The organism is Leifsonia sp. 10L418 (genome assembly GCF_056395445.1).
On the sequence record NZ_JBFTJN010000008.1, the window covers coordinates 163,515 to 186,248 of the forward strand.

21 protein-coding genes and 1 pseudogene are annotated in these 22,734 nt (G+C 65.9%); 15 read left to right on the plus strand and 7 right to left on the minus strand.

All coding sequences use genetic code 11. The features are described 5' to 3' along the window. Positions 1–115 precede the first annotated feature (115 nt). From AC1DCF_RS15845 to AC1DCF_RS15855, 3 genes are all read left to right on the plus strand, one after another. A complete protein-coding gene (locus AC1DCF_RS15845; RefSeq protein WP_441789808.1) occupies positions 116–601 on the plus strand; it encodes a Dps family protein in 486 nt (161 codons plus the stop codon). A 9-nt stretch (positions 602–610) separates the two neighbouring features. After that, positions 611–1,060, plus strand: a complete 450-nt coding sequence (locus tag AC1DCF_RS15850) for an SRPBCC family protein (protein ID WP_441789809.1) — start codon at positions 611–613, stop codon at positions 1,058–1,060. A gap of 63 nt (positions 1,061–1,123) precedes the next feature. After that, complete coding sequence (locus AC1DCF_RS15855; protein ID WP_477211863.1) at positions 1,124–2,185, plus strand: enoyl-CoA hydratase/isomerase family protein; 1,062 nt, start codon at positions 1,124–1,126, stop codon at positions 2,183–2,185. Positions 2,186–2,242: 57 nt separating this feature from the next. Here the strand turns inward: AC1DCF_RS15855 and AC1DCF_RS15860 are convergent, their stop codons facing one another. Together AC1DCF_RS15860 and AC1DCF_RS15865 are read right to left on the minus strand one after the other, a co-directional pair. Further along, positions 2,243–2,962, minus strand: a complete 720-nt coding sequence (locus AC1DCF_RS15860) for an alpha/beta fold hydrolase (RefSeq protein WP_477211864.1) — start codon at positions 2,960–2,962, stop codon at positions 2,243–2,245. A gap of 21 nt (positions 2,963–2,983) precedes the next feature. Beyond that, entirely contained in the window at positions 2,984–3,706 is a 723-nt protein-coding gene (locus AC1DCF_RS15865) for an SOS response-associated peptidase (protein ID WP_477211865.1), read from the minus strand. Positions 3,707–3,840: 134 nt separating this feature from the next. Here AC1DCF_RS15865 and AC1DCF_RS15870 point away from each other — a divergent pair, with 134 nt between their 5' ends. From AC1DCF_RS15870 to cspE, 7 genes are all read left to right on the plus strand, one after another. Then, positions 3,841–4,713, plus strand: a complete 873-nt coding sequence (locus AC1DCF_RS15870; RefSeq protein WP_477211866.1) for a slipin family protein — start codon at positions 3,841–3,843, stop codon at positions 4,711–4,713. Positions 4,714–4,855: 142 nt separating this feature from the next. Further along, positions 4,856–5,674: a hypothetical protein gene (locus tag AC1DCF_RS15875; RefSeq protein ID WP_477211867.1), complete on the plus strand. Its 819-nt coding sequence runs from the start codon at positions 4,856–4,858 to the stop codon at positions 5,672–5,674. Between the two features lie 2 nt (positions 5,675–5,676). After that, entirely contained in the window at positions 5,677–7,257 is a 1,581-nt protein-coding gene (locus tag AC1DCF_RS15880; RefSeq protein ID WP_477211868.1) for a DNA polymerase Y family protein, read from the plus strand. A 136-nt stretch (positions 7,258–7,393) separates the two neighbouring features. Next, entirely contained in the window at positions 7,394–10,849 is a 3,456-nt protein-coding gene (locus AC1DCF_RS15885; RefSeq protein WP_477211869.1) for an error-prone DNA polymerase, read from the plus strand. A 221-nt stretch (positions 10,850–11,070) separates the two neighbouring features. Continuing rightward, on the plus strand, positions 11,071–11,310 hold the full coding sequence (locus tag AC1DCF_RS15890; protein ID WP_477211870.1) for a DUF6226 family protein: 240 nt from the start codon (positions 11,071–11,073) through the stop codon (positions 11,308–11,310). Between the two features lie 82 nt (positions 11,311–11,392). Further along, positions 11,393–12,235 carry a DUF3097 domain-containing protein gene (locus AC1DCF_RS15895; RefSeq protein ID WP_477211940.1) on the plus strand — a complete coding sequence of 281 codons (843 nt, stop codon included), beginning with the start codon at positions 11,393–11,395 and terminating at the stop codon, positions 12,233–12,235. A 197-nt stretch (positions 12,236–12,432) separates the two neighbouring features. Further along, positions 12,433–12,636 (plus strand): transcription antiterminator/RNA stability regulator CspE, encoded by a 204-nt coding sequence (cspE, locus tag AC1DCF_RS15900; RefSeq protein WP_055814297.1) that lies wholly within the window; start codon positions 12,433–12,435, stop codon positions 12,634–12,636. Between the two features lie 158 nt (positions 12,637–12,794). Here cspE and AC1DCF_RS15905 read toward each other — a convergent pair whose 3' ends face one another. Then, positions 12,795–13,274 (minus strand): Lrp/AsnC family transcriptional regulator, encoded by a 480-nt coding sequence (locus AC1DCF_RS15905; protein WP_441789822.1) that lies wholly within the window; start codon positions 13,272–13,274, stop codon positions 12,795–12,797. A gap of 105 nt (positions 13,275–13,379) precedes the next feature. Here AC1DCF_RS15905 and AC1DCF_RS15910 point away from each other — a divergent pair, with 105 nt between their 5' ends. Then, positions 13,380–14,576 carry a trans-sulfuration enzyme family protein gene (locus tag AC1DCF_RS15910; protein WP_477211871.1) on the plus strand — a complete coding sequence of 399 codons (1,197 nt, stop codon included), beginning with the start codon at positions 13,380–13,382 and terminating at the stop codon, positions 14,574–14,576. A 681-nt stretch (positions 14,577–15,257) separates the two neighbouring features. Here AC1DCF_RS15910 and AC1DCF_RS15915 read toward each other — a convergent pair. Then, a pseudogene (locus tag AC1DCF_RS15915) lies at positions 15,258–15,914 on the minus strand (FAD-binding oxidoreductase); the annotation flags it as partial. A 71-nt stretch (positions 15,915–15,985) separates the two neighbouring features. Here AC1DCF_RS15915 and AC1DCF_RS15920 point away from each other — a divergent pair. Beyond that, positions 15,986–16,213: a response regulator transcription factor gene (locus tag AC1DCF_RS15920; RefSeq protein WP_477211872.1), complete on the plus strand. Its 228-nt coding sequence runs from the start codon at positions 15,986–15,988 to the stop codon at positions 16,211–16,213. 40 nt (positions 16,214–16,253) lie between these two features. On the opposite strand, the gene AC1DCF_RS15925 is transcribed toward AC1DCF_RS15920, so the two are convergent. Further along, positions 16,254–18,065 carry a DEAD/DEAH box helicase gene (locus AC1DCF_RS15925; RefSeq protein ID WP_441789826.1) on the minus strand — a complete coding sequence of 604 codons (1,812 nt, stop codon included), beginning with the start codon at positions 18,063–18,065 and terminating at the stop codon, positions 16,254–16,256. Between the two features lie 56 nt (positions 18,066–18,121). On the opposite strand from AC1DCF_RS15925, the gene AC1DCF_RS15930 reads away from it, so the two are divergent. Next, positions 18,122–18,916: an SGNH/GDSL hydrolase family protein gene (locus AC1DCF_RS15930; protein WP_477211873.1), complete on the plus strand. Its 795-nt coding sequence runs from the start codon at positions 18,122–18,124 to the stop codon at positions 18,914–18,916. Between the two features lie 35 nt (positions 18,917–18,951). Here AC1DCF_RS15930 and AC1DCF_RS15935 read toward each other — a convergent pair whose 3' ends face one another. Together AC1DCF_RS15935 and AC1DCF_RS15940 are read right to left on the minus strand one after the other, a co-directional pair. After that, entirely contained in the window at positions 18,952–20,193 is a 1,242-nt protein-coding gene (locus AC1DCF_RS15935; protein ID WP_477211874.1) for a D-alanyl-D-alanine carboxypeptidase family protein, read from the minus strand. Between the two features lie 27 nt (positions 20,194–20,220). After that, complete coding sequence (locus AC1DCF_RS15940; protein ID WP_441789829.1) at positions 20,221–21,024, minus strand: TrmH family RNA methyltransferase; 804 nt, start codon at positions 21,022–21,024, stop codon at positions 20,221–20,223. Between the two features lie 137 nt (positions 21,025–21,161). On the opposite strand from AC1DCF_RS15940, the gene AC1DCF_RS15945 reads away from it, so the two are divergent. Both AC1DCF_RS15945 and AC1DCF_RS15950 read left to right on the plus strand, forming a co-directional pair. Then, on the plus strand, positions 21,162–22,043 hold the full coding sequence (locus AC1DCF_RS15945; protein WP_477211875.1) for an NAD-dependent protein deacetylase: 882 nt from the start codon (positions 21,162–21,164) through the stop codon (positions 22,041–22,043). 50 nt (positions 22,044–22,093) lie between these two features. Continuing rightward, a complete protein-coding gene (locus tag AC1DCF_RS15950; protein WP_441789831.1) occupies positions 22,094–22,693 on the plus strand; it encodes a histidine phosphatase family protein in 600 nt (199 codons plus the stop codon). Positions 22,694–22,734 lie beyond the last annotated feature (41 nt).

A 22,734-nucleotide genomic window follows, 5' to 3' on the forward strand; every position in this document is an offset into this window, starting at 1 on the left:
GCACAGAGAAAAGCCGGTCCGTTCGAAGGGCTCCTGTTACCCTGAAATGACCAAGACAGGGGTAGCAAGCCCAGCTGATCGGTCGGGTTCTCCCCTCTCAGGCGAGGAGGAATCCATGCAAGCGTCCGAGACTCTCAGCAAGAATCTGCAATCAGTTCTGGTGGACCTGATCGAACTGCATCTTCAGGGCAAACAGGCGCATTGGAACATCGTCGGAACGAATTTTCGCGATCTGCACCTCCAGCTCGACGAGATCGTCGATGCAGTGCGCGAGTTCTCCGATGTGATCGCCGAGCGGATGCGCGCGCTCGACTGTGTGCCAGATGGCCGCAGCGAGACGGTCAGCGACACGACCAAGCTTCCGCCCTTTCCCGACGGCGAAGTCAGCACGTCGGACGCCGTCGACCTGATCACCGAGCGGCTGACCGCGACGGTGAACAACGTTCGTGCCGTGCATGACGAGGTCGACGATGAAGATCCGTCGACCGCCGATCTGCTCCACGGCATCATCGACACGCTTGAGCAGTATGCCTGGATGGTCGGCGCCGAGAACCGTACGCCGCGCAAGCCCGGGTTTGAGCGCGTGGCCCGAGTTCTCTGAGGCTCGACGATGGCAGGGCCCCGCCTTCCGGATCTGACCGACCGTCCGCACACGCTGCACGTGGAACGGGTGATGGTCTCGCATCCCTCCGACCTCTACGACGCCTGGACCGAGTGGTTCGAACTGTGGTTCGCGGCCCGCGGTTCGGTGTCGATGCTCGCCGAGGTGAACGCGCCGTTCTTCTTTCAGACCGAGTTCGAGGGCAAGAGACACCCGCACTATGGGCGGTTTCTGCGCCTCGAGCACGACCGTCTCGTCGAACTCACCTGGGTGACGAGTGGAACGCTGGGTGCCGAAACCGTGGTCACGGTCGAGCTGATCCCGCACGGTGAGTCAACGCTGCTCCGTCTCACCCACGCCGGATTCCCGAACGCCGAGCTGAAGGAGCAGCACGCCGCGGCCTGGCCGGAGATTCTTGATCAGCTCGACGCACGGCTCATTGAGCACAGCGGGCAGTGAAGCGCAGTCCACAGCTTCACACGGAGTTCGCGCCAGGCCCGCCTGCATCGGTACCGTGGGACCATGTCAGAAACAGCCGAGGTGAGCATCCGTGTGCATGATGGCATCGGCCACCTCACCCTCAACCGTCCGGAGGCGTTGAACGCCCTCACCCATTCAATGGTGCTGTTGCTGACCGAAGCACTCACCGCGTGGCGGGACAGTTCTGAGGTCTCACTCGTCGTTCTCGACGGCGCCGGCGACCGCGGCCTCTGCGCCGGCGGCGACGTGCGCGTTCTCTACGACAACGCCGTGTCGGGAGACACCGCTGCCTCGCTCGCCTTCTTGCGCGACGAATACCGGCTGAACGCAATGATCGCCGAGTACCCGAAGCCGTTTGTGGCGATCATGGATGGCGTCACAATGGGCGGCGGGATCGGTCTGGCCGGTCACGCCAGCATCCGTGTCGTGACCGAACGCTCGAAGCTGGCCATGCCGGAGACCCGAATCGGCTTCTGCCCGGATGTCGGCGGCACCTGGCTGCTCGCCCGCGCTCCGGGCGAACTGGGTACCTACCTGGCGCTGAGCTCGGCGACCATGAGCGGCTCGGACGCCCTCGTGCTGGGTTTCGCCGACTACTTCGTGCCCTCGCGGTTGCTGCCGCACCTGTTGCTGGCCTTCGCCGAGCGCGCAGATCCCGGTTCACCGAGTGAGATTGTGCTCCTTTTCGACGAAACGCCTGAGCCGTCGGAACTCTCCCTTCGTCGCAACTGGGTCGACGCCTGCTTCTCTGCCGACACCGTGTCAGAGATCATCGCGCGACTCGACGACTACGCCGCGACCCATTCCAGCGAGGAGGCGAGAGCCGCCGCCGATGCGCTGGTCTCCCTCTCCCCGACCGCGGTGACCGTCACGCTCGCCGCGCTCCGCGAGGCACGCGGTCTTCCCGGTCTGCGCGCCGCGCTGGAGTTGGAGCACCGGGTCTGCGCCTGGCTGCTCGATGAACCTGACCTGCGTGAGGGAATTCGCGCGCAGATCATCGACAAAGACCGCTCACCCCGTTGGAACCCGGCACGCCTCGACCTGCTTTCGCCCGATCTCCCCGCCCGTGCCCTGCAGCATCCGGTGACCGACCCACTCTGGTAAAACGCATCACTGGCCTGCGAGATGAGCCTTGTCGACTCCTTGGCACGTGAGTAGGTGTCAGTCAGAGGTCGCCTGGCGGTACCCGTCGAGTAGGGCATCCGTGAATTCGACTGGTCGTACCACGCTGACCATATGGCTGGCGCCGGGCACCGTCACCAGCCGGCCGTCGCGGGTGGCCGCGAGATAACGGCCGGCGTGGGCGCGCACGTGGTCGAAGCGGCCGTTGACGAAAAGCACGGGCACGTGGATCTCCCGCAGCCGGTCGACGGGGTGCAGCGCCAGCAGTGAGAGAAGCACGTCATCCATGACCTCCAGGGCGACTCCCCCGGCGATCACGTCGGTTGCCCCCGGCTGCGGAACGAGGAGTCGCACCGTGAAGTCGTTGAGCGCCCGGCCGCGATCGGGAAACGTGTGAATCACCTTCGACGCGGCCCGCCAACCGTGCATGATGACGGGGTGAGGCACCGTCGCACACGCGGCTGCGAGCAGCCCAGCGACCCGGCCGGGATTCTGCGCCACCCATTCGATCGAGAGATAGCCGCCCAGCGAGAACCCCACCAGGTAGGGCTTGCTCCCGGATGCCTCTGCCGCCGTCACCGCGTCACCAATGGCCTTCAAGGCGAGGTCGAGGGTGAAGCGCTCCCCCAGGCGCTGTCCGTGCCCGGGTAGGTCGATCGCGAGGGTGGGAATGCCGAGGCGGCCGAGGTGCTCCACCTGGTGGCGCCAGAGGGTCGCCGAGGTGCGGAGGCCATGCACAAAGATGACGGTGGCGGGCATGCCCTTCATTGCGGCCACGAACTAGACGAGCTGACCGATCTCGCCGATCGGTTCGAGCAGCTCGGGACCATTGCCGTCGGCAGGAAGCGGAGCAACCGCATAGAACTGCAGACTCGCGGCCAGCGGGCGCGACGCGTCGACTGCCGCATTCGCCAGGCCTTGATCGCCCTTGGTGTGCGGGTCGAGCCAGTGATCCCACCATTCTTCGGGAAGCACGACCGGGATGCGTTCGTGAAGCTCTGCGAGCGGGCCCTGAGCGTCGGTCGTCAAGATCGTCGCGGTCAGCACCCAGCGGGCCGGGTCGGTGTCGGCCAGTGCGGGGTTGCGCCACCACGAGTAGAGGCCGGCAAAAGCGAGAGGCAAGCCGTCGTCGGAATGCACGAAGTAGGGAGTCTTCTTCGTGCCGACCGTGTGCCATTCGTAGTATCCGGTGGCCGGGATCAGCGCCCGCTTGGAGGCCAGCGAGTTCTTGAAGGTCGACTTCTCGCCGACGGTCTCTGCGCGTGCGTTGAACGTGGGGTACGGGGCGACGAGTTCTTTCGCGAATGAGGGAACCAGCGACCAGCGTGCCGATTCGAGGCGCCGCACCGCCGGCTCTTGCTTGGCCGACTCGAGCACGATCGGAATCTGCTCGGTCGGCTTGACGTTCCACGACGGCTCGGGCAGGTTCTCTCCCTCATGTTCGACGTCGAACATGGCGACGAGATCGGGCGCCGTATCGGTAATGATGAATCGACCACACATAGGGCTAGGTTACTCCCGGACCCGGTTGATATCGGGAAAGGCGTGCCCGCACGGCACGGTGCACTCACAGCGATTCAGGACGAGAATTAACGTAGACGGCAAGCAGGAGTCTTGCCGTTCGGGAGATGATTCTCATGTTCTGGACAATTCTGTGGTGGACGATCGCAGGCATTATCGTGATCGCCTTGGTGATCGCGTCGATCCGCATCGTCAAGCAGTATGAGCAGGGTGTCGTGTTGCGATTCGGCCGGCTGACCGGAACCCGGATGCCGGGATTGCGGTTCATCATCCCGTTCGTCGACGTCATGCACAAGGTGTCGCTGCGGATCGTAACGCTGCCCATCCAATCGCAGGGCATCATCACCCGTGACAACGTGAGCGTCGGGGTCTCCGCGGTCGCCTACTATCGGGTCGTCGATCCGGTGAAATCGGTGATTGCGATCGAGAACGTGGGGGCAGCGATCGACCAAATCGCGCAGACGACGTTGCGCAAGGTGGTCGGTCAACATGCATTGGATGAGACGCTCGCCGAGACAGACACCTTGAACGTGAACATTCGCGAGATTCTTGATGTGCAGACTATCGACTGGGGTGTCGCGGTGACCTTGGTCGAGCTCAAGGACATTCTGCTTCCTGATTCGATGAAGCGCGCCATGGCCAAGCAGGCGGAAGCCGAGCGGGAGAAGCGCGCGAAGATCATCGCCGCCGAGGGCGAGTCCCTGGCCGCTGCGGCCCTGGGTGATGCCTCGGACACGATGATGGCGCATCCGCTTGCCCTGCAACTGCGTACTCTGCAGACCCTGGTCGACATCGGCGTCGACAAGAACACGCTCGTGGTCTTCCCCGCGCCGTTGATGAGCACGATCGGTGAGCTGAGCAACTTCTTGGCGCGGGAATCCACGGCGAGCGGTGAGTTTGCGGGTGGCGACAAGCCGGGCGATGCCGTCGTCTCTGCGCATCCGTCGGTTCCGCTCGCCGGTCCGCGCACGGTTCCGGAGGCGGTATGAACCGGGGGGTGATCCGGATGTCGGTGGTCACTGTCAGAGTGGTCGGCGCACGGAATTCAGCGCGCCGGTGAGCCGCCTTCCGACTCGCCGTGAATGCTGAATCTCGATTGACTTAATAGAACAAGTGTTCGAATATTGAGGTATGTCCATTCCCGCCGTCTTTCCCTCGCCCGCAGCAGGTGCAGCGGGTGCAGACGGGCATGGTGCAGATCAGTACGGTGCATCTCAACACGGCGCAGATCAACAGAGTGCGCACAGCCGGGTGGCCCTGCTGCAACAACGTATCCAGGGCATGCAGGCCACCAAACTGTCGACGAAGGCGCTGCCCACCCTTCCCGCCCTGGCCGATGTCTTGCCCGGCGGTGCGTTGCGGGAGGGCGCTGCCTACTCGGTCGACGGCTCCACCACCCTCGTGATGGCGCTGCTGGCGGGCCCGTCGCAGAGCGGCGCCTGGTGCGGAGTCGTCGGCCTGCCGCATTTCGGTGCCGAGGCGGCGACCCGGTTCGGCATCGACCTCGAACGACTCGTCTTGGTGCCGTCACCCGGCGAGCAGTGGCTCACCGTCACCGCAGCCCTCGTCGACGTGCTCACCGTGGTGGTCACCCGCCCGCCGCAGAAGGCCAGTGATGCGGATGTCGCCCGGTTGGGCGCCCGCCTCCGCCAACGCGGTTGCGCGCTGATCGTGGTGGGCGACTGGCCGCAGAGCGAAGCACAGTTGCGGGTGACCTCGAGCCGGTGGAGCGGCGTGGGGCGCGGGCATGGCCTGCTGACCGGGCGTGAGGTGACGGTCTCGTCCTCCGGGCGCACCGGGTTCGCCCGGGCGAACAGCACGCGGCTCTGGTTGCCCGACGGCGAGCAGCAGTTCAAGCCGGCGAAACCCCAGCTCGGGGCCGTGCCGGCACTCGCCCGGGCCGGCAACGCAGCCGCCCGGAACGGCCTGACCCATGCGGTGGCGGGGTGACCATGTCTTCCCGGCTGACCCGCACGATTGTGCTGTGGTGTCCCGACTGGCCGATTGTCGCGGCAACCCAGGCGCTGGAGTCCGGGGTGAGCGCCGACGAACCATTGGCCCTGATCGAGCACGGCCTCGTCTTCGCGTGTTCGCGTGCCGCCCGGGCCGAGGGGGTGCAGCGCGGTCTGAAACTGCGCGAGGCCCAATACCGCTGCACGACGTTGACCGTTCTTCCCTATGACCCGGTGTACGACGCCCGCGCGTTCGAACCGGTGATCCGCCGCATCGAAGAGATCACGCCGGGAGTGCAGGTGCTGCGGCCCGGAACCAGCGCCATCCGCGCCCGCGGGCCGAGCCGTTATTACGGGGGCGAAGAGGCCGCCGCGCGGGAGCTCATCCGCTGCCTGGTCGAACTGGGCATTCCCGATGTGCGGGTGGGAATCGCCGACGGCCCCTTCGCCGCTGAGCAGGCGGCGCGTGCCACCCGGAACCCTGAGAACCCGGTGCTCATCGTCGAGCCCGGCGACTCGCCCCGCTTTCTCGCCCCGCTGCCGGTCAACATCCTGGTCGATTCCCGGCTCGCCACCCTGCTGCACCGGCTCGGCGTGCACACCCTCGGCGACTTCGCCGCGCTGCCCGCGCTCGATGTGCGCCGCCGGTTCGGCGCGGAGGGCGCTGCTGCCCATGAGAAGGCGAGCGGGCTCGACAGCAGAAGCGTCATCGCCCGAGTTCCGCCGAAACTGCACGATCTCACGGTGGAGTTCGACCCGGCGCTCGACCGCGTCGATCAGGTGACCTTCGCCATCCGGGCGGCGACCGAGGGATTCATCGATGCGCTCACCGAGGCGCGGTTGGTGTGCACGGCGGTGGCGATCGAGGTGCACACCGAATCAGGCGAGATTTCGCTGCGCAGCTGGCTGCATCCGCGTTGGTTCACCGCCGGGGATGTCGTCGACCGGGTGCGCTGGCAGCTGCAGGGGGGCGGCAACATCGATACCGGGCTGCGCTCAGGCATCGCGAAGGTGCAGATCACGCCGGAACGGGTCGACTCGACCGGTCACCACGAGCAGGGGCTGTGGGGTTCGGGACCCGACGAACGCATTCACCACGGACTCACCCGGGTGCAGAGCATGCTCGGGCACGACGGCGTGCTCACCGCGGTCATCGGCGGCGGGCGGATGCTGGCCGACCGGCAGATCCTGGTGCCCTGGGGCGATGAGGTGCCCGGGGCCGGCGCCGTACTGCGCGGTGCGCAGGCACAGCCCTGGCCGGGCAGCCTGCCCGGGCTGGCACCCTCGACGGTATTCACTGTGCGACGGCCCGTTGCCGTCGTTGCCGCAGGGGGTGAGTCGATCGATGTCGACGAGCGGGGCATCCTCACCGGGGCGCCGAGCTGGTTCTCCCCCACCACGAAGGCCGCCGACCAGCGCCCGATCGATGCCTGGGCCGGGCCGTGGCCGGTCACCGAGCGCTGGTGGGATGCCGAACGCGGGCGCGGGTTGCATCGCTTTCAGGTGGTCGACGCCGACGGCAACGCCTGGCTGCTCGCGCTCGAAGAGCACGTGTGGTGGGCGGAGGCGCGCTATGACTAGGCAGGTGTCGGTCCGTTGGTCGAGCTTGTCGAGACCGGGTGCGCCGATCTCGAGACCAGCTCACGAGATCACTTCGACAGGCTCAGTACATCGCTCGACAGCTCGATCACCGGGTGTGAGAAGAAGGTGAGTACCCATGGGCTGGAGTAACCCCCCGATCCCCTGGTCTGAGCTTGAGCGCAAACTGTCCGACCAACGCCGCCCGGGCGGCGCCCCGCCCGCCGCCAACGGGGGTGACAGCCCGGCCTGGTCGAGCAAGCGTCAGCCGTACGAGCCGCACGAGCCGGCTCCGGCGCCGTCCGGCGAGACGGTGCCCTACGCCGAGCTTCACGCACACTCCAACTTCAGCTTTCTCGACGGGGCCAGCTCACCAGAGCAACTGCTCGAAGAAGCAAGCCGGCTGGGGCTGACCGCTCTCGCCTTGACCGACCACGACGGCCTCTACGGCGTGGTGCGCCTGGCCGAAACCGCCGAGAGCTTTCCGAACATCGCCACGGTGTTCGGCGCCGAACTCTCGCTCGGGCTCAGCGCGCCGCAGAACGGCGTCGCCGACCCGGAAGGAACCCACCTGGTCGTGCTCGCCCGCCAGGAGGAGGGCTATCACCGGCTGGCCTCGGCGCTCACTCACGCTCAGTTGAACGGCCAGGAGAAGGGCCGTCCGGTCTACGACCTCGACACGCTGGCCGAGCAGGCGTCCGGGCACTGGGTGGTGCTGAGCGGATGCCGCAAGGGCGCCGTGCGTCAGGCCCTCGCCACGAGCGGTCCGGCTGCGGCCGCCGCCGAGCTGGCCCGCCTGGTCGACCTCTTCGGCGCCGACAACGTCTACGTGGAGCTGTTCGACCACGGGCACCCGACCGACAGCAGCACCAACGACGTGCTGGCCGAGCTCGCCGGCCAGGCCGGCCTGCCGATCATCGCGACGAACAGCGTGCACTATGCCACCCCGTCTGAGCACCGGTTGGCCGGCGCGCTCGCCGCGGTGCGCGCGCGGCGCAGTCTCGACGAGATGGACGGCTGGCTGCCGGCATCCGGCGGCGCGCACCTGCGAAGCGGCGCCGAGATGGCCGAACGGTTCGCCCGCTTTCCCGGTGCCGTCGCCAACACGGTTCCGCTCGCCGCCGAACTCGCTTTTCCGCTGCGCCGGGCCCGACCGCGGCTGCCAAAATTGAAGGTGCCCGATGGACACACACCGATGAGCTGGCTGCGCAAGCTCACCTGGGAGGGAGCGGCCGCGAAGTACCCCGGCTACGACGACCCCGGCTCGCACAACAGTGTGGCTGAGCGAATCGAGAAAGAGCTCGCTGTGATCGAGGCAAAAGACTTTCCCGGCTACTTTCTGATCGTGCACGACATCGTGCACTTCGCGAAGGGCCGCGGCATCCTCTGCCAGGGCCGCGGCTCTGCGGCGAACTCCGCCGTCTGCTTCGTGCTCGGGATCACCGCCGTCGACTCGATCTACTACCGGTTGCCCTTCGAGCGTTTTCTCTCGAGCCTGCGTGACGAAGAGCCGGACATCGACGTGGACTTCGACTCCGACCGCCGGGAGGAGGTCATCCAGTACGTCTACGCCACCTATGGGCGGCTGAACGCCGCCCAGGTGGCCAATGTGATCACCTACCGGCCCAAGTTCGCCGTGCGGGACATGGCCAAGGCGCTCGGCTACAGCACCGGGCAGCAGGATGCCTGGTCGAAGCAGATCGAACGCTGGGGCGGGCAGGTGGCCAGCGGCGACCACGACATCCCCGCATCCGTCGTCGAACTCGCCGAGCAGGTGCTCACCTTTCCGCGGCACCTCGGCATCCACTCCGGAGGAATGGTGCTCACTGACCGGCCGGTGGGCGAAGTGTGCCCGATCGAACACGCCCGCAAAGAGAACCGCACGGTATTGCAGTGGGACAAAGACGACTGCGCCTGGATGGGCCTGGTCAAGTTCGATCTGCTCGGCCTCGGCATGCTCGCCGCCCTGCAGTACACCTTCGACCTCACTGCCGAGCATCTCGGTGAATCGTGGGCGCTCGACACGATTCCACGGGAGGAACAGGGCGTCTACGACATGCTCTGCCGGGCCGACTCGATCGGCGTCTTCCAGGTGGAGAGCCGGGCGCAGATGGGCACGCTCCCCCGGTTGCAGCCACGCCGGTTCTACGATCTGGTGGTCGAGATCGCGTTGATCCGCCCCGGCCCGATTCAGGGCGGCGCCGTGCACCCGTACATCAGGCGCAAGCTCGGCACCGAGAAGGTGACCTACCTGCATCCGAAACTCGAACCGGTGCTCGAACGCACCCTCGGGGTTCCGCTCTTTCAGGAGCAGCTGATGCAGATGGCCATGGCCGTCGGTGGCTGCACCGGCGAAGACGCCGACCTGCTGCGCCGGGCGATGGGCTCCAAACGCGGGATCGAGAAGATCTCCTCACTCAAAGCCAAGCTCTATGCGGGGATGGCGGAGAACGGCATCGAAGGAGAACTCGCCGACAACATCTACGACAAGATCGAGGCGTTCGCGAACTTCGGTTTCGCCGAGAGTCACTCGATCAGTTTCGCGCTGCTCGTCTACGCGAGCGCCTGGCTCAAGCTGCACTACCCCGGCGCGTTTCTCGCCGCGTTGCTGCGCGCCCAGCCGATGGGGTTCTATTCGCCGCAATCGCTCGTGGCGGATGCGAGACGGCACGGCGTGATTGTGCTGCGCCCCGACATCCTGCACTCGGGCGCCGATGCCGGCCTCGAAGTATTGGGGAGTGCGCCGGGCAACGCGCCGGGTGCGCAGGCTTCGGAGACGGCTGCCGCTCCGGGCGGGCAAGACAGCTGCCTCGCTCACGACCAACCGGAGGTGCCGCTCTTCGACCGGTCGATTCCGCCGGACTGGGCGAAGCACCGCCGCGACGGCGGCTTCGCCGTGCGACTGGGCCTCGCCGAGGTCAACACCATCGGGCAGGATCTCGCCGAACGCATTGTCGCCGAACGCGCGGCCTATGGCCCCTATCGGTCGATGGCGGATGTCGCGCGTCGCGTCGGATTGACCACCGAACAGCTCGAGGCGCTCGCCGCGGCCGGCGCGTTCGACGCACTCGGCCTGGAACGGCGAGAGGCGCTCTGGAACGCCGGGGATGCCAGTCAGGACAAGGCCAGCTATCTGAGCGGCTCGATGGTGAGCGTGCAACCGCCGCTGTTGCCGCTGCTGAGCCCCGCCGAGCAAGTGGTCTACGACCTCTGGGCCACCGGGATCTCGACCGACGACCATCCGATCCGCCATGCCCGCGAGAAACTGACCGCCCGGGGCGCGCTGCGGGTCGACCAGTTGGCCGAGCATGAATCCGGCCGACGGATCGAGGTGGGCGGGGTGGTCACGCACCGCCAGCGACCGGCGACCGCGGGCGGGATCACTTTCATCAACCTGGAAGACGAGACCGGAACCCTCAACGTGATCGCCGGGATCGGGGTCTGGAACAAGTACAGGCGCATCGCCCGGGAGTCGCCCGCCCTCGTGGTGCGCGGCATCCTGGAGCGCTCCCCCGAGGGCGTGACGAACCTGATCGCCGACAAGTTCGAGCCGTTGACCGTCGGGGCGCGGATGAACTCGCGGGACTTCCGCTAGCTCGGTGGTCGAGCCATCCCGTCGGTCGAGCCTGTCGAGACTCGGCGAGCCGGCCTCCGGACTCGACCCGCTCACCCGGCTCCGGCACGGGGCCGAAATCAGGAGTGGAGGTGTGTCGGCCGGGGTGCTCCCGCGGAATTCCGTGGCGCAGCATCTGCGACACGCCCTCCACTCCTGATTTTGGTACCCCTCGATGGCGTTCGCTCCTCAACGAGGATGTCGTGAGGCTGGCCACCGACCTGGAGTGGCAGAGTCTCGCCGTTGCCGCCGGCAACTTTCAGGAGCGATACCGGCCGGGTGCCACCCCCTGGTTCGGATTTTCACTCACTGCCGTTGATAGCAGCGGAGGTACCGGCGGGGATTCCGCTGTCGAACAGCTGACGGCTGCGAGACGCGCCCTGGCCACGGAGCTCTTGCTGGCCGTGCCGAACGGTTGGACGGCCTGGCGGCCACGCTCCTGAAAGCGTGTCGCTGAGACACCGATCTCGACAGGCTCGATCAACGGGACGGTTCGATCGACGTTTCGGCTAACGTAAAACAGTGATTGACGATCGATACGGACACGACGTGCTCGCCCCCGGATGGCGAGAAGCCGGCAGAACCCTCATCAACAAGCAGGAGGCCACCCGCGACCTCGTCGTCGAAGAGGTGGCGACCGGGTTCTGCGGCGCGGTGACGCGCGTCGAGAAGGGAATCGTCACTCTCGAAGACCGACACGGCAAACTGCGCCTGTTTCCGCTCGGCACCGGATTCCTGGTCGACGGCGTGCCCGTCACCCTCATCAACCCCACGATGAAGACCACCCAGCAGCGCGCCCGCACCGCATCGGGATCGATGGCGGTCGCCAACACGCCGGCCCGGGTCGCATTGCCGAGCCGCATCTTCGTCGAGGGCCGCCACGACGCGGAACTCGTCGAGAAGGTCTGGGGCGCCGACCTCAGGATCGAAGGCGTCGTCGTTGAATACATCGAGGGCGTCGACAATCTGGCTGAGCTCCTGGCCGAGTTCAAACCGAGTGCCACGCGCAAAGTCGGGGTGCTCGTCGACCACCTCGTGCCCGGATCCAAGGAGAGCCGGATCGCCGAAGCCGTGGCGCGCGGGCCGCACGGCCGTCATGTGCTCGTCGTCGGACATCCGTATGTGGATGTCTGGCAGTCGGTGAAGCCGGCCCGCCTGGGGTTGGCCAGCTGGCCGCAGATCCCCCGCTCGATCGAGTGGAAGCACGGAATCTGCCAGGCGCTCGGCTGGCCACACGCCGAGCAGGCCGACATTGCCCGAGCTTGGCAGCGGATTCTCGGGCAGGTTCGCAACTACGCCGACCTGGAGCCTGAGCTGCTGGGACGGGTCGAACAACTCATCGACTTTGTGACCGTAGATAACGCTTGATAACGAATTTCTGAAAGGTTCAGGTGAAAACGCAGCTTCATGGTCTAGTGTTTAGAAAGAAGTTGTAGTGCTTGCACGTCTTAAAACGCATTGACCCCGGTCTGTGCGCCACATTCCTTTCGGAAGCGGACGACGAATACCGCGACGAACGGTCCCGACAGTCGGGACCGGTCTTACACTCCTGGAGGAGTTTCATAATGGCAACAGGTACCGTGAAATGGTTCAACGCTGAAAAGGGCTTCGGCTTTATCGCACCCGACGACGGAAGCGCCGACGTGTTCGCGCACTACTCCGCAATCGCTTCGAGCGGCTACAAGTCCCTCGATGAGAACCAGAAGGTTGAGTTCGAGGTGACGCAGGGCCCGAAGGGTCCGCAGGCCGAGAACATCCGCGCCCTCTAAATCCTTTTTTAGGGCTGGTTCTTCTGAACGCTGGTTCTTTTGAACTACGTAGTTCTTCGGAACTGCAACAACAACGCTCTCCGCTTCGGCGGGGGGCGTTGTTTCGTTAACGCGTGAACTGCGGCCAGTAGTCGGGTGGGCCGAAGCCCACCCATCCGCTACTTGACCAGGTCTTGCCAGCCATCGCCGTCGACGTACTCGAAGATCAGGTTCGTCTCCGTGTGGGCGACAGCGGGATGCTCAGCCAAATGCTCGAGGACGAAGTCGCGCAGGTGAGTCGCATCGGCCGCCGCAACGTGCAGCAGATAGTCGTCGGCGCCGGCGGTGTGAAAGAGGCCGATCACGCCGGGCCAATGCGGGGCGGCATTGCGGAAGGCGTCAATCTGACCACGCGCATGCTTGGCCAGCCGCACCGAGATGAGCGCCTGCAGTGAGGCACCGAGGGCGGCGAGGTCGATGTTCGCCCGGTACCCTCGAATGTGGCCGAGTTGTTGCAGGCGTCGCAATCGCAGTGACACCGTCGACTCGGCAACGCCAATCTCGGCCGCGAGGGCAGCGCCAGAAGCCCGAGCATTCACTGACAGCGCCCTGAGCAGCGCCCGATCGACTCTGTCGAGTTCGGCCTTCTTCGAATCCATGGGTCCAACTTTCTGTTTCAAGAAGTTTATGCGACCTGGACCCCTGATTTGGAAGAGACTGCGAGCCAACTTGTACATCTGAGCAGGATCTGCTTTTCTCGGGTCATGACAACGACGCATGAGCAGCTCGACACGACGCACGAGCACATCGAAACACGGGCCGTTCACGGTGGAATGCGCGGGGTGGCCGCGGGCGGTTCACACGTTCCGGTGATTGATCTGTCGACGACAAACCCATTGGCCGGCGTCGAATCGGGTGGCGACTCCTACGAGAACCTGGCCACCGGCGGCGACCTCGGCGCAGGCGATTCCGCCGTCTACCAGCGGCTCTGGCAGCCGGGTGTCGCCCGGTTCGAAGAGTCGCTCAGCGCACTCGAAGGAACAGAGGGCACCGTCGCGTTCGCGACAGGGATGGCGGCACTCAGCGCCGTGCTGATCGCCGCGGTTGCCGCCAAGACTCCGCACATCGTCGCCTTGCGTCCCCTGTACGGCGGAACCGATCACGTTCTGGCTTCCGGCCTGCTCGGCACCGAGGTCACCTGGACCGATGTTGCGGGAGTTGCCGCCGCGATTCGCCCCGACACCGGACTCGTCATTCTCGAAACGCCGGCCAACCCCACGCTCGAGCTCACCGACATCCGCGCGGTGGTGGATGCGGCGGGCACCGTTCCGGTGCTCGTCGACAACACATTCGCCACGCCCGTGCTGCAGCGTCCGCTGGAGTCGGGAGCAACACTGGTTCTGCACAGTGCCACGAAGTACCTCGGTGGTCACGGTGACGTCATGGGCGGCACAGTGTCCGGCCCGACCGAGTGGATCGTGCGCCTGCGCCAGGTGCGCGCCCTCACGGGTGGCCTGCTTCACCCCTTCGCGGCGTACCTGCTGCACAGGGGTCTTCGCACGCTGCCGGTGCGCGTACGTGCCCAGCAGGACACCGCGGGCGAGGTGGCCCGCCGCCTCGTCGGACACCCGGCCCTCAACCGGGTGCTCTACCCCGGCCTGCCGGGACAGGACCCGGCCGGCTTGATCGGCCGCCAGACGTCCGGTGCCGGATCGCTGATCGCTCTCGACCTCGCCGGCGGCTTCGACGCCGCCGTGCGCTTCACTGAGGCCTGCGAATTGATCACCCACGCCGTGTCACTCGGCGGCATCGATTCGCTCGTGCAGCACCCGGCTTCACTCACCCACCGCCCGGTCGAGGCCAGTGCTCGCCCGTCGGCCGGAGTCGTGCGCATCTCCATCGGCCTCGAGCACGCCGACGATCTCACCGCCGACATCCTGCGGGCGCTCGACGCGGTGTAACGAATTCGTCGGTCGAGCGTGTCGAGACCAGGTCACCAGGTCTCGACACCCGGCGATGACCGGGGCGAAGCTGACGTTGCGGTAGGCAAACGCTGTTTCACCGGCGCCCACCCGCTGCACGGCGCCGTTGATCGGATAGTAGTGATTCGCCGACTCGAGACTCGGCACTCGGCCGCCGAAGTCTGCCGCAACCTTCAAGGCATCGTCGGAAAGCTCGGTGAGAAAATCTGCCTTCCAGTACGCCTGCAGGCCCTTCGGCAGCATCGGATCGAAGAGGGTGTTCAACACGGGATAGGGCAGGGGTCCGACGAAGGAGCCGAGCACCGGTGCGGCGTCGAGAATGGGTTGCCATTGCGCCGGACCCTCAGCCGGATCGCCGGTCCAGGCGCCCACAATCACGCAGACCGGCTTGCCGTGCCACTCCTCGGGCAGGAACGGCACGGGAGGCCCCTGATGGAAGCCCAGGAAGACGCCGAGCTCTTCCGGGGCCGAAGCGATCAGATCGCGATACATCTCCCCCACCGCCACGGCGTGTTCTGCCGAGAAGATGACGACTCCGCCGTAGATCATGTCGACCGGGTGCAGCTGAAACTCCAGGGAGGTGACGACCCCGAAATTGCCGCCTCCACCCCGGAGCGCCCAGAACAGGTCGGCATTCTCCTCAGCACTCGCCGTCACAAACCGACCGTCGGCCGTGACGACATCCGCCGAGAGTAGATTGTCGCAAGACAACCCGTGTTGGCGAGCCAGGTAGCCGATGCCGCCACCGAGCGTCAGGCCGGCGACTCCGGTCGACCCGATGATTCCTCCCGTCGTGGCCAGTCCGAAGGCGTGGGTTGCATGGTTGAAGTCGGCCCAGGTCGCGCCGGGTTCGGTACGAGCCGTGCGGGTCGAGGGGTCGACGCGCACACCCTTCCGCGCGGCGAAATCAATCACGACCCCTCCGTCGCAGGTGCCAAAGCCGGGCGCGCTGTGCCCACCGCTTCGAATGGCGAGGTCGAGCCCGGCGTTCCGGGCGAAGTTCACTGTGGCCATCACATCCGCAACCTGGCTCACCCGAACGATAGCGGCCGGATGTTTGTCGATCGACCCGTTGTAAACAGCCCTCGCCTCCTCATAGTCGGCGTCGCCGGCGACGATCACTTGACCGCGGACGAGTTCACGGAGGGAGTCGAACTGATCAGACATGGGTCTCCTCGTTTCAATTTTCTCGGGTCGCAGATGCTCTTCGGAGGCGACCCTAAATCTCATCGGCGGCGTACGATATACGTAGATTGCGCATGCTTCTGCCGCGGGTGTAACCCACGCTCGCGCGAATCGAGTCGCCCGTGGATTCATTCTCAGAACAACACCCTGAAGCTCGAATTCGCTCGGTTGCTAGGCCGGGCGATCCCAGAGCGCCCTCCCCCGTGTCACCGGCGCCGTCAGTCGCCTCAGTCAGCGTTCTCACGCCACGAGAGCTCAGGGTGCTCACCCTGGTCGCCGGCGGGAGCACCAACGCCGCTATCGCTGTCTCACTGTCGTGCAGCCCCCGCACGGTGGCGAAGCACCTTGAGCATGTCTATGCGAAGCTTCACGTGGCGAACCGGGCCGCCGCCGCCGCGCGCCTCGCCACGGCGGTCGCTGAGCAGCGCTGACCCACGATGTCGCCAGAGTCGTCAGACGTGGATCTGGTGGCTAGCTGCGCCCGAGACGCCGACGCAGCAAGTCGATCCGCTTCTGCAGCTGGGTCACGCTGGCTTGGGCGACGGCAGGGCCACCGCAGAGCTGACGTAGTTCGGCGTGCACCATGCCGTGCGGTTCTTGCGAGAGCTTCGACCACATTCCGACGAGGCTGTTCAGCAGGGTGCGCTGCTCCTTGAGGGTGCGGAAGAGCGCTGGCTCACCCGGCTGCTCCTCGCCGGTGACCGGATCTTTGCGCTTGTCCGACGACCGCTTGGATTGCCGGGCCTGACGCTGCTGCAGTAACTCAGAGACCTGCTCGGGCTCCAGCAGGCCGGGGATTCCGATGAAGTCGAATTCTTCGTCGGTTCCGGGTTCGGCGAGTTGGCCGAAGTCGGCACCGTCGAAGACCACGCGGTCAAACGTGGCCTGCGAGTCGATCGCTTGCCAGCTGAACTCCTCGCCGAGTTCGTCTGACCCCTTCTCCTGCCGGTTCGCCTCGGCGACCATGGCGTCTTCGGGGTTGTACATCCCGTCGCCCTCGTCATCGCGATTGCGGCGATCGAGTGCGTGATCGCGCTCCAGCTCCATGGCGCCGGCGAGTCCGGTCAGGGCGGGAACGTCAGGCAAGAAGATTGAGGCGGTCTCACCGCGGCGACGTGCCCGCACGAACCGGCCGATGGCCTGGGCGAAGAAGAGCGGAGTGGAGGCACTCGTCGCGTAGACGCCGACGGCCAGTCGCGGCACGTCGACACCCTCGGAGACCATACGCACGGCCACCATCCAGCGCTTGCTGTTCTGGGAGAACTCTTCGATCCGGTCGCTGGATTCCTTCTCGTCGGAGAGCACGATGGTGACGCTCTCCCCTGAGATCTCCTCGAGGATGGCGGCGTAGGCGCGGGCTGCCGTCTGGTCGGTCGCGATCACCAAGCCACCGGCATCCGGGATGCCGTGGCGCACCTCGGTGAGACGCAGATCTGCGGCGCGCAGCACGGCAGGAATCCACGAACCGCCGGGGTCGAGCGCGGTGCGCCAGGCCTGAGAGGTGATGTCTTTGGTGTTGCCCTCGCCGAGCTTGGCTTCCATCTCTTCACCGGCCCGCGTGCGCCAGGTCATGTGGCCGGCGTAGACCATGAACATGACGGGGCGAACAACACCGTCTTCGAGGGCGCGGCCGTAACCGTAGTTGTAGTCACTCTGCGAGAGACGGATGCCGTGCTTGTCGGGCAGGTAGCTCACGAACGGAATGGGCGACGTGTCAGAACGGAACGGGGTTCCGGTCAGCGAAAGGCGACGTGTGGCCGGATCGAAGGCTTCACGGATCGCATCGCCCCAGCTCAGGGCATCGCCACCGTGGTGCACCTCGTCGAGGATCACCAGGGTGCGGTTGGCCAGGGTGATGTCCCGGTGCAACGCAGCACGGGTCGCCACCTGTGCATAGGTGACGGCGATGCCGTGATAGTGGTTGCCGTAGCGGCCGTCGCTGTTTTTGAAGGTCGGGTCGAGACGGATGCCCGCGCGCGCCGCCGCATTCGCCCACTGCGTCTTCAGATGCTCGGTGGGGGCGACGACGGTGATGCGGTCGATCACTCGGCGAGAGCGCAGTTCAGCGGCGAGGCGGAGGGCGAAGGTGGTCTTGCCGGCGCCGGGGGTTGCGGCAGCCAGAAAGTCGCGCGGCTCGTTCTGGAAATAGGCTTCGAGCGCCTCAGCCTGCCAGGCACGCAGCTTGCTTGCGGTTCCCCAGGCGGCTCGTTCCGGGAAGGAGGGCGACAGATGTTCGGCTGCACTCGTTCCCTGGGCGGGGCCGAAAACAGGTGGAGTAGTCACTTCATAAGAACCTATCAAGTTGTGTCGGCCTCCGCTGGACGAGGCACAATGTTTGGATGACCAAATCACAGCATCCGTGGAGCAGGTACGTCGCACTCGGTGATTCCTTCACGGAAGGAATCGGCGACCCGGAGCCCGCAAGTCCGGGCGGAAACCGAGGTTGGGCCGATCGCGTTGCCGAGCAGCTGAGTGCCGGCACCGACGACTTCGCCTATGCGAATCTTGCTGTTCGCGGAAAGCTGATTCGTCAGATCAGTTCCGAGCAGGTCGAGCCGGCGCTGGAATTGCGCCCCGACCTGATCACGATTTCAGCCGGGGGCAACGATGTGATTCGGCCAGGGACCGACCCTGACGACATCGCGGTCCAGTTCGACGAGACGATCCGTCGGCTCGCGCGCGACAATGCGACAATCGTGGTCTTCACCGGCACCGACGTCGGCTTCTCCCCCGTCTTTCGCACACTGCGTGGCAAGGTCGCGATCTACAACGAGAACATTCGGGCGATTGCGGCCCGGCATGACTGCATCGTCGCCGATCTCTGGGCTCTGTCCGAGATCCAAGACCCGCGGATGTGGTCACCCGACCGACTGCACTTGAATGCCCTCGGCCATCACACCGTGGCACGCATGGTGCTCGACACTCTGAACGTAGAACATTCGCTCACGCCGCTCGTTCCCGAGCCGATGCCGGGAACGACCTGGCGACAGGCCCGCACGGAGGACTTCGCCTGGGCACGCGAGTACCTGATGCCGTGGGTGTTGCGGCGTATCCGTCACCAGTCGTCGGGCGATCACGTGCAGCCCAAACGACCGGATGCCGGTCCCTACGATGCGGAGAACCGCCCGGTCTAGAGCGGAGCGGGTCGAGACCGGCCCGGACGAGAGGACTAGAAGATCTCGCCCGGGTTGGACAGGCGCCACCCGAGACCGGGGTCGCTGACCGTGCCGTCCAGGATCAGCGGCACGCTGATCGTGCGCGAGCCCACCTGGAAGTCGATGCTGCCGACGGTGTCACCCGAATGTGCGGTGCCGACCGGCTTGGCCGTGACCGTACCGGTGACGGGCGTGTCAGACCAGACGAGTGCGGTCTTCGACTCGGCTGCGACCGCCTGACCGGTTTGACCCCACGCCGACGCGTACGAGGCGTATGGAGCACCGGCTTCCGTCAGCGTCAACTCCTGAAAACCGGGCTTCACGCTCTGGATGAGCTCCGCGATGGCGTCGTTCAGCTCGGAGTGCGTGTCTCCACCGAGCATCACTCCGACCAGGGTCACCGTCTCGGAGCCGACCGTGAAGTCGGCGGAGAAGAGCAGGCAGGCGCCCGCTTCATCGGTGGTGCCGGTTTTGATCCCGTCGACGCCGAAGTCACCAAGCAGCTTGTTCGTGTTGGTGAGCACGCCGATGGTCGGCAGATCGGCCTTCGTCATTGCGACGATGTCGGCGAGCACCGGGTTGGTCGCCACCATCTTGCCGATCTCGACCAGATCGGCCGGGCTGCTCATGCTGCCCGCCGATAGTCCGCTCGTGTCGACAACTGTCGTGCCGGTCAAGTTGTGCTGGTCGATCCACGTAGATGCGGCGGCCAGGTAGTTGTCGACCGACCCATAGGCCCAGTTCGCAAGCGAGACGGCGTAGTTGTTCGCCGAAGGAATCAGCATCGCCTCGAGCGCCTGGCGCTCGGTCAGCACCATGCCGGCGACCACCGGGGCGGACGAGCCATCCTCGGCGATCGTGTCGTAGTAGATGTCGACGTCGGCATCGGTGAAGGTGATGTTCGGTCCCTGCTCACCGGCGGCCAGCGGCTTGGCTTCGAGAATGACCAGAGCCGTCACCATCTTGGTGATGCTCGCAATCGGAACGGCGCCTTGGTCGCCGCTGGAGGCGAGAACACCGTCGAATCCGACGGCGCCGATGGCCGTCTCCCCGAAGTCCGGCCAGGCCGGCTGGGCCGCTGCAGCGGTCAACGCTTCGGGCTGGCTCAGCGCGGCGGCGGCGGCGGGAAGCGGCGCGGCTCCGGCACTGACCACGTAGACAAGTCCGGCAAGAACGAGGGCCAGTACCCCGAAGAAAGCGATCCGGCGGTTGCGGTACTTCTGTCGTCGGGTCAGCTGTTGTCGCGGGGAAGGCATCCGTCAATCCTAACCAAGCTGCGCTGACTAAACGCGGAGAACGTAGAGCGCAAGGGCGCTGGCGGATGCGACGTTGAGCGAGTCGACGCCGTGCTTCATCGGAATCGTCACCACGGTGTCCGCGGCGGCGAGTGCCTGATTGCTCAGCCCGTCGCCCTCGGTCCCGAGAATGAGGGCGAGTCGCTCGGGAGCATCCGAGGCGAATTCGTCGAGCGTGACCGCCGTGTCGGAGAGCGCCAGTGCGGCGAGGTGGAACCCCGCGTCATGGAGCAGCGGGCGGGCCTCAGCCCACTCCGGCAGGCGGGTCCACGGCACTTGGAGCACTGTGCCCATGCTGACCCGCACGCTGCGGCGGTAGAGCGGGTCGGCGCAGCGCGGGGTGATCAGCACCGCGTCGGCGCCCAGACCGGCGACCGAGCGGAAGATGGCCCCCACATTGGTGTGATCGACGATGTCTTCGAGGATCACGATGCGCCGGGCGTCGGCGATGAGGTCGGCGACCGGCGCCAGGGGCGGCCGGTGCATGGCGGCGAGGGCACCACGGTGCAGGTTGTACCCGGTGAGTTTCTCCAGCAGACGCGCTTCGCCGACGTAGATCGGCACATCGGGCCAGTCGGCCAGGAGTGGTTCCACATCGGCCAGCCACTGCTCCTGCAACAGCACGGAGCGCGGGCGGTGCCCGGCGTTCAACGCCCGGGTGATCACCTTGGCCGATTCGGCGATATACAGACCGCCGGCCGGCTCTGAAACGCGACGCAGGGCGACATCCGTCAACCGTGAATAGTCGGAAAGACCAGGAAGGTCGAGGTCTTCGATGTGGATTACCGGCACGGGGTGACGCCTCTTTCGCAGTTGTCGGGATCACTAGCCTGACAGGTGCGGAAACAAACTGCGAAACGCCGGTGTTTAGACTCAGGAGAACACGAGTTTTCGCTCTCACGCGACTGCTCGTCAGGGAAGGACGACGGATGACCATGGAGAGTGGCATGAGGGTCGAAGCCGACGTCGACAATGCGATGGAGCAGGTCGTGGATCTGCTGCGCGGGCGGCAGGCGGCCGTGCTGACCGGCGCCGGCCTGAGCACCGACTCCGGCATCCCCGATTACCGGGGCGAGGGCTCGCAGCCGCGCACCCCGATGACGTTTCAGATGTTCCTCGGCGACGAACGCGCACGCAAACGCTACTGGGCGGGCAGCCACCTCGGCTGGCAGCGGTTCAACTCGGTGACCCCGAACGCCGGGCACGAGGCATTGGTTGCCCTTGAGGCGGCCGGGCACATCAACGGGGTGATCACTCAGAACGTCGACGGTCTGCACACCGAGGCCGGGTCACGGCGGGTCGTTGAATTGCACGGGGCGATGGACACGGTGGTGTGCCTCGCGTGTGGGCAAGCGTTTGGGCGTGAGAGCGTCGCCGAACGGCTCGAGGCGGCAAACCCGGTCTTGAGCACACCGGAGTCGATCCGACTTGCGCCCGATGGCGATGCGGATGTCGGCGAAATCGACGACTTCGTGATCCCCGACTGCACAGTGTGTGGCGGGATGCTGAAACCCAACGTCGTGTTCTTCGGGGAGTTCGTACCCACCGAGACTTTCGCCGAAGCTGCAGCTCTCGTTGCCGCCGCCGACGCGCTGATTGTCGCCGGGTCGTCGCTCACAGTGAATTCGGGCATCCGCTTGGTGGAGCAAGCACGGCGCGCGGGCAAGCCGATCGTCGTGATCAACCGTGGGGCCACCAAGGGCGATGGGCGGGCGGTTGTTAAGATTGATGCTGGAACCTCAGAAGTGCTCACCGAACTGGCTGAGCGCCTCGGAGGCCACGCTGATTCCGGCGGTGATGGACTCTCATGACCGCGGCACATTCCACCTCTGAAAAAATTGACGCAGGGAAGAACAGCTCGATGACACGCATCTCGATCGTGCGCCACGGTCAAACCGATTGGAACTTGCACAAGCGCATTCAGGGCAGCACCGACATCCCTCTGAACCACACGGGGCGCGCGGAGGCTGCTGAGACTGGTGTTCGCCTGCGGGAGCGCACCTGGGATGCCATCGTCGCGAGCCCACTCGCCCGGGCCGAGGAGACGGCGCGCATCATCGCGGGCGAGCTCGGGCTCTCCGCTCCCGAGACGCTCGCGGACATCACCGAGCGTCATCACGGCGAGATTGAAGGGCTGACCTTCAGCGAACGTCAGGCCCGTTTCCCCGACGGCGTCCCCGTGCCGGGGCTGGAGAGCCGGCAAGACGTGCTCGACCGCGTGCTTCCGGCACTCGGCCGCATCGCCGACCAGCACCAGGGCAGGTCAGTGCTCGTGATCAGCCACGGCGGCGTGATCGGCACGCTCCTCCGGCACGCGACCGACGGCGAACGACCACGCCACGATGAACTCATCGCCAACGGTTCGGTTCACGACTTCGTCTGGAAAGACGGCGAACTCGTCTTGACCCACTTCGACGCGACGGTGCGTCACATTGACGAGACTTTCACGCCGATCGCCTGAGCAGGTCGAACACCCCTGCGTCCCGATCGCCTGAGCAAATA

Excerpts from the sequence above, each read along its gene's own strand:
- AC1DCF_RS15845 (WP_441789808.1), top strand. The coding sequence starts at position 116 with ATGCAAGCGTCCGAGACTCTCAGCAAGAATCTGCAATCAGTTCTGGTG.
- AC1DCF_RS15850 (WP_441789809.1), top strand. The coding sequence starts at position 611 with ATGGCAGGGCCCCGCCTTCCGGATCTGACCGACCGTCCGCACACGCTG.
- AC1DCF_RS15855 (WP_477211863.1), top strand. The coding sequence starts at position 1,124 with ATGTCAGAAACAGCCGAGGTGAGCATCCGTGTGCATGATGGCATCGGC.
- AC1DCF_RS15860 (WP_477211864.1), bottom strand. The coding sequence starts at position 2,962 with ATGCCCGCCACCGTCATCTTTGTGCATGGCCTCCGCACCTCGGCGACC.
- AC1DCF_RS15865 (WP_477211865.1), bottom strand. The coding sequence starts at position 3,706 with ATGTGTGGTCGATTCATCATTACCGATACGGCGCCCGATCTCGTCGCC.
- AC1DCF_RS15870 (WP_477211866.1), top strand. The coding sequence starts at position 3,841 with ATGTTCTGGACAATTCTGTGGTGGACGATCGCAGGCATTATCGTGATC.
- AC1DCF_RS15875 (WP_477211867.1), top strand. The coding sequence starts at position 4,856 with ATGTCCATTCCCGCCGTCTTTCCCTCGCCCGCAGCAGGTGCAGCGGGT.
- AC1DCF_RS15880 (WP_477211868.1), top strand. The coding sequence starts at position 5,677 with ATGTCTTCCCGGCTGACCCGCACGATTGTGCTGTGGTGTCCCGACTGG.
- AC1DCF_RS15885 (WP_477211869.1), top strand. The coding sequence starts at position 7,394 with ATGGGCTGGAGTAACCCCCCGATCCCCTGGTCTGAGCTTGAGCGCAAA.
- cspE (WP_055814297.1), top strand. The coding sequence starts at position 12,433 with ATGGCAACAGGTACCGTGAAATGGTTCAACGCTGAAAAGGGCTTCGGC.
- AC1DCF_RS15905 (WP_441789822.1), bottom strand. The coding sequence starts at position 13,274 with ATGGATTCGAAGAAGGCCGAACTCGACAGAGTCGATCGGGCGCTGCTC.
- AC1DCF_RS15910 (WP_477211871.1), top strand. The coding sequence starts at position 13,380 with ATGACAACGACGCATGAGCAGCTCGACACGACGCACGAGCACATCGAA.
- AC1DCF_RS15930 (WP_477211873.1), top strand. The coding sequence starts at position 18,122 with ATGACCAAATCACAGCATCCGTGGAGCAGGTACGTCGCACTCGGTGAT.
- AC1DCF_RS15935 (WP_477211874.1), bottom strand. The coding sequence starts at position 20,193 with ATGCCTTCCCCGCGACAACAGCTGACCCGACGACAGAAGTACCGCAAC.
- AC1DCF_RS15945 (WP_477211875.1), top strand. The coding sequence starts at position 21,162 with ATGACCATGGAGAGTGGCATGAGGGTCGAAGCCGACGTCGACAATGCG.
- AC1DCF_RS15950 (WP_441789831.1), top strand. The coding sequence starts at position 22,094 with ATGACACGCATCTCGATCGTGCGCCACGGTCAAACCGATTGGAACTTG.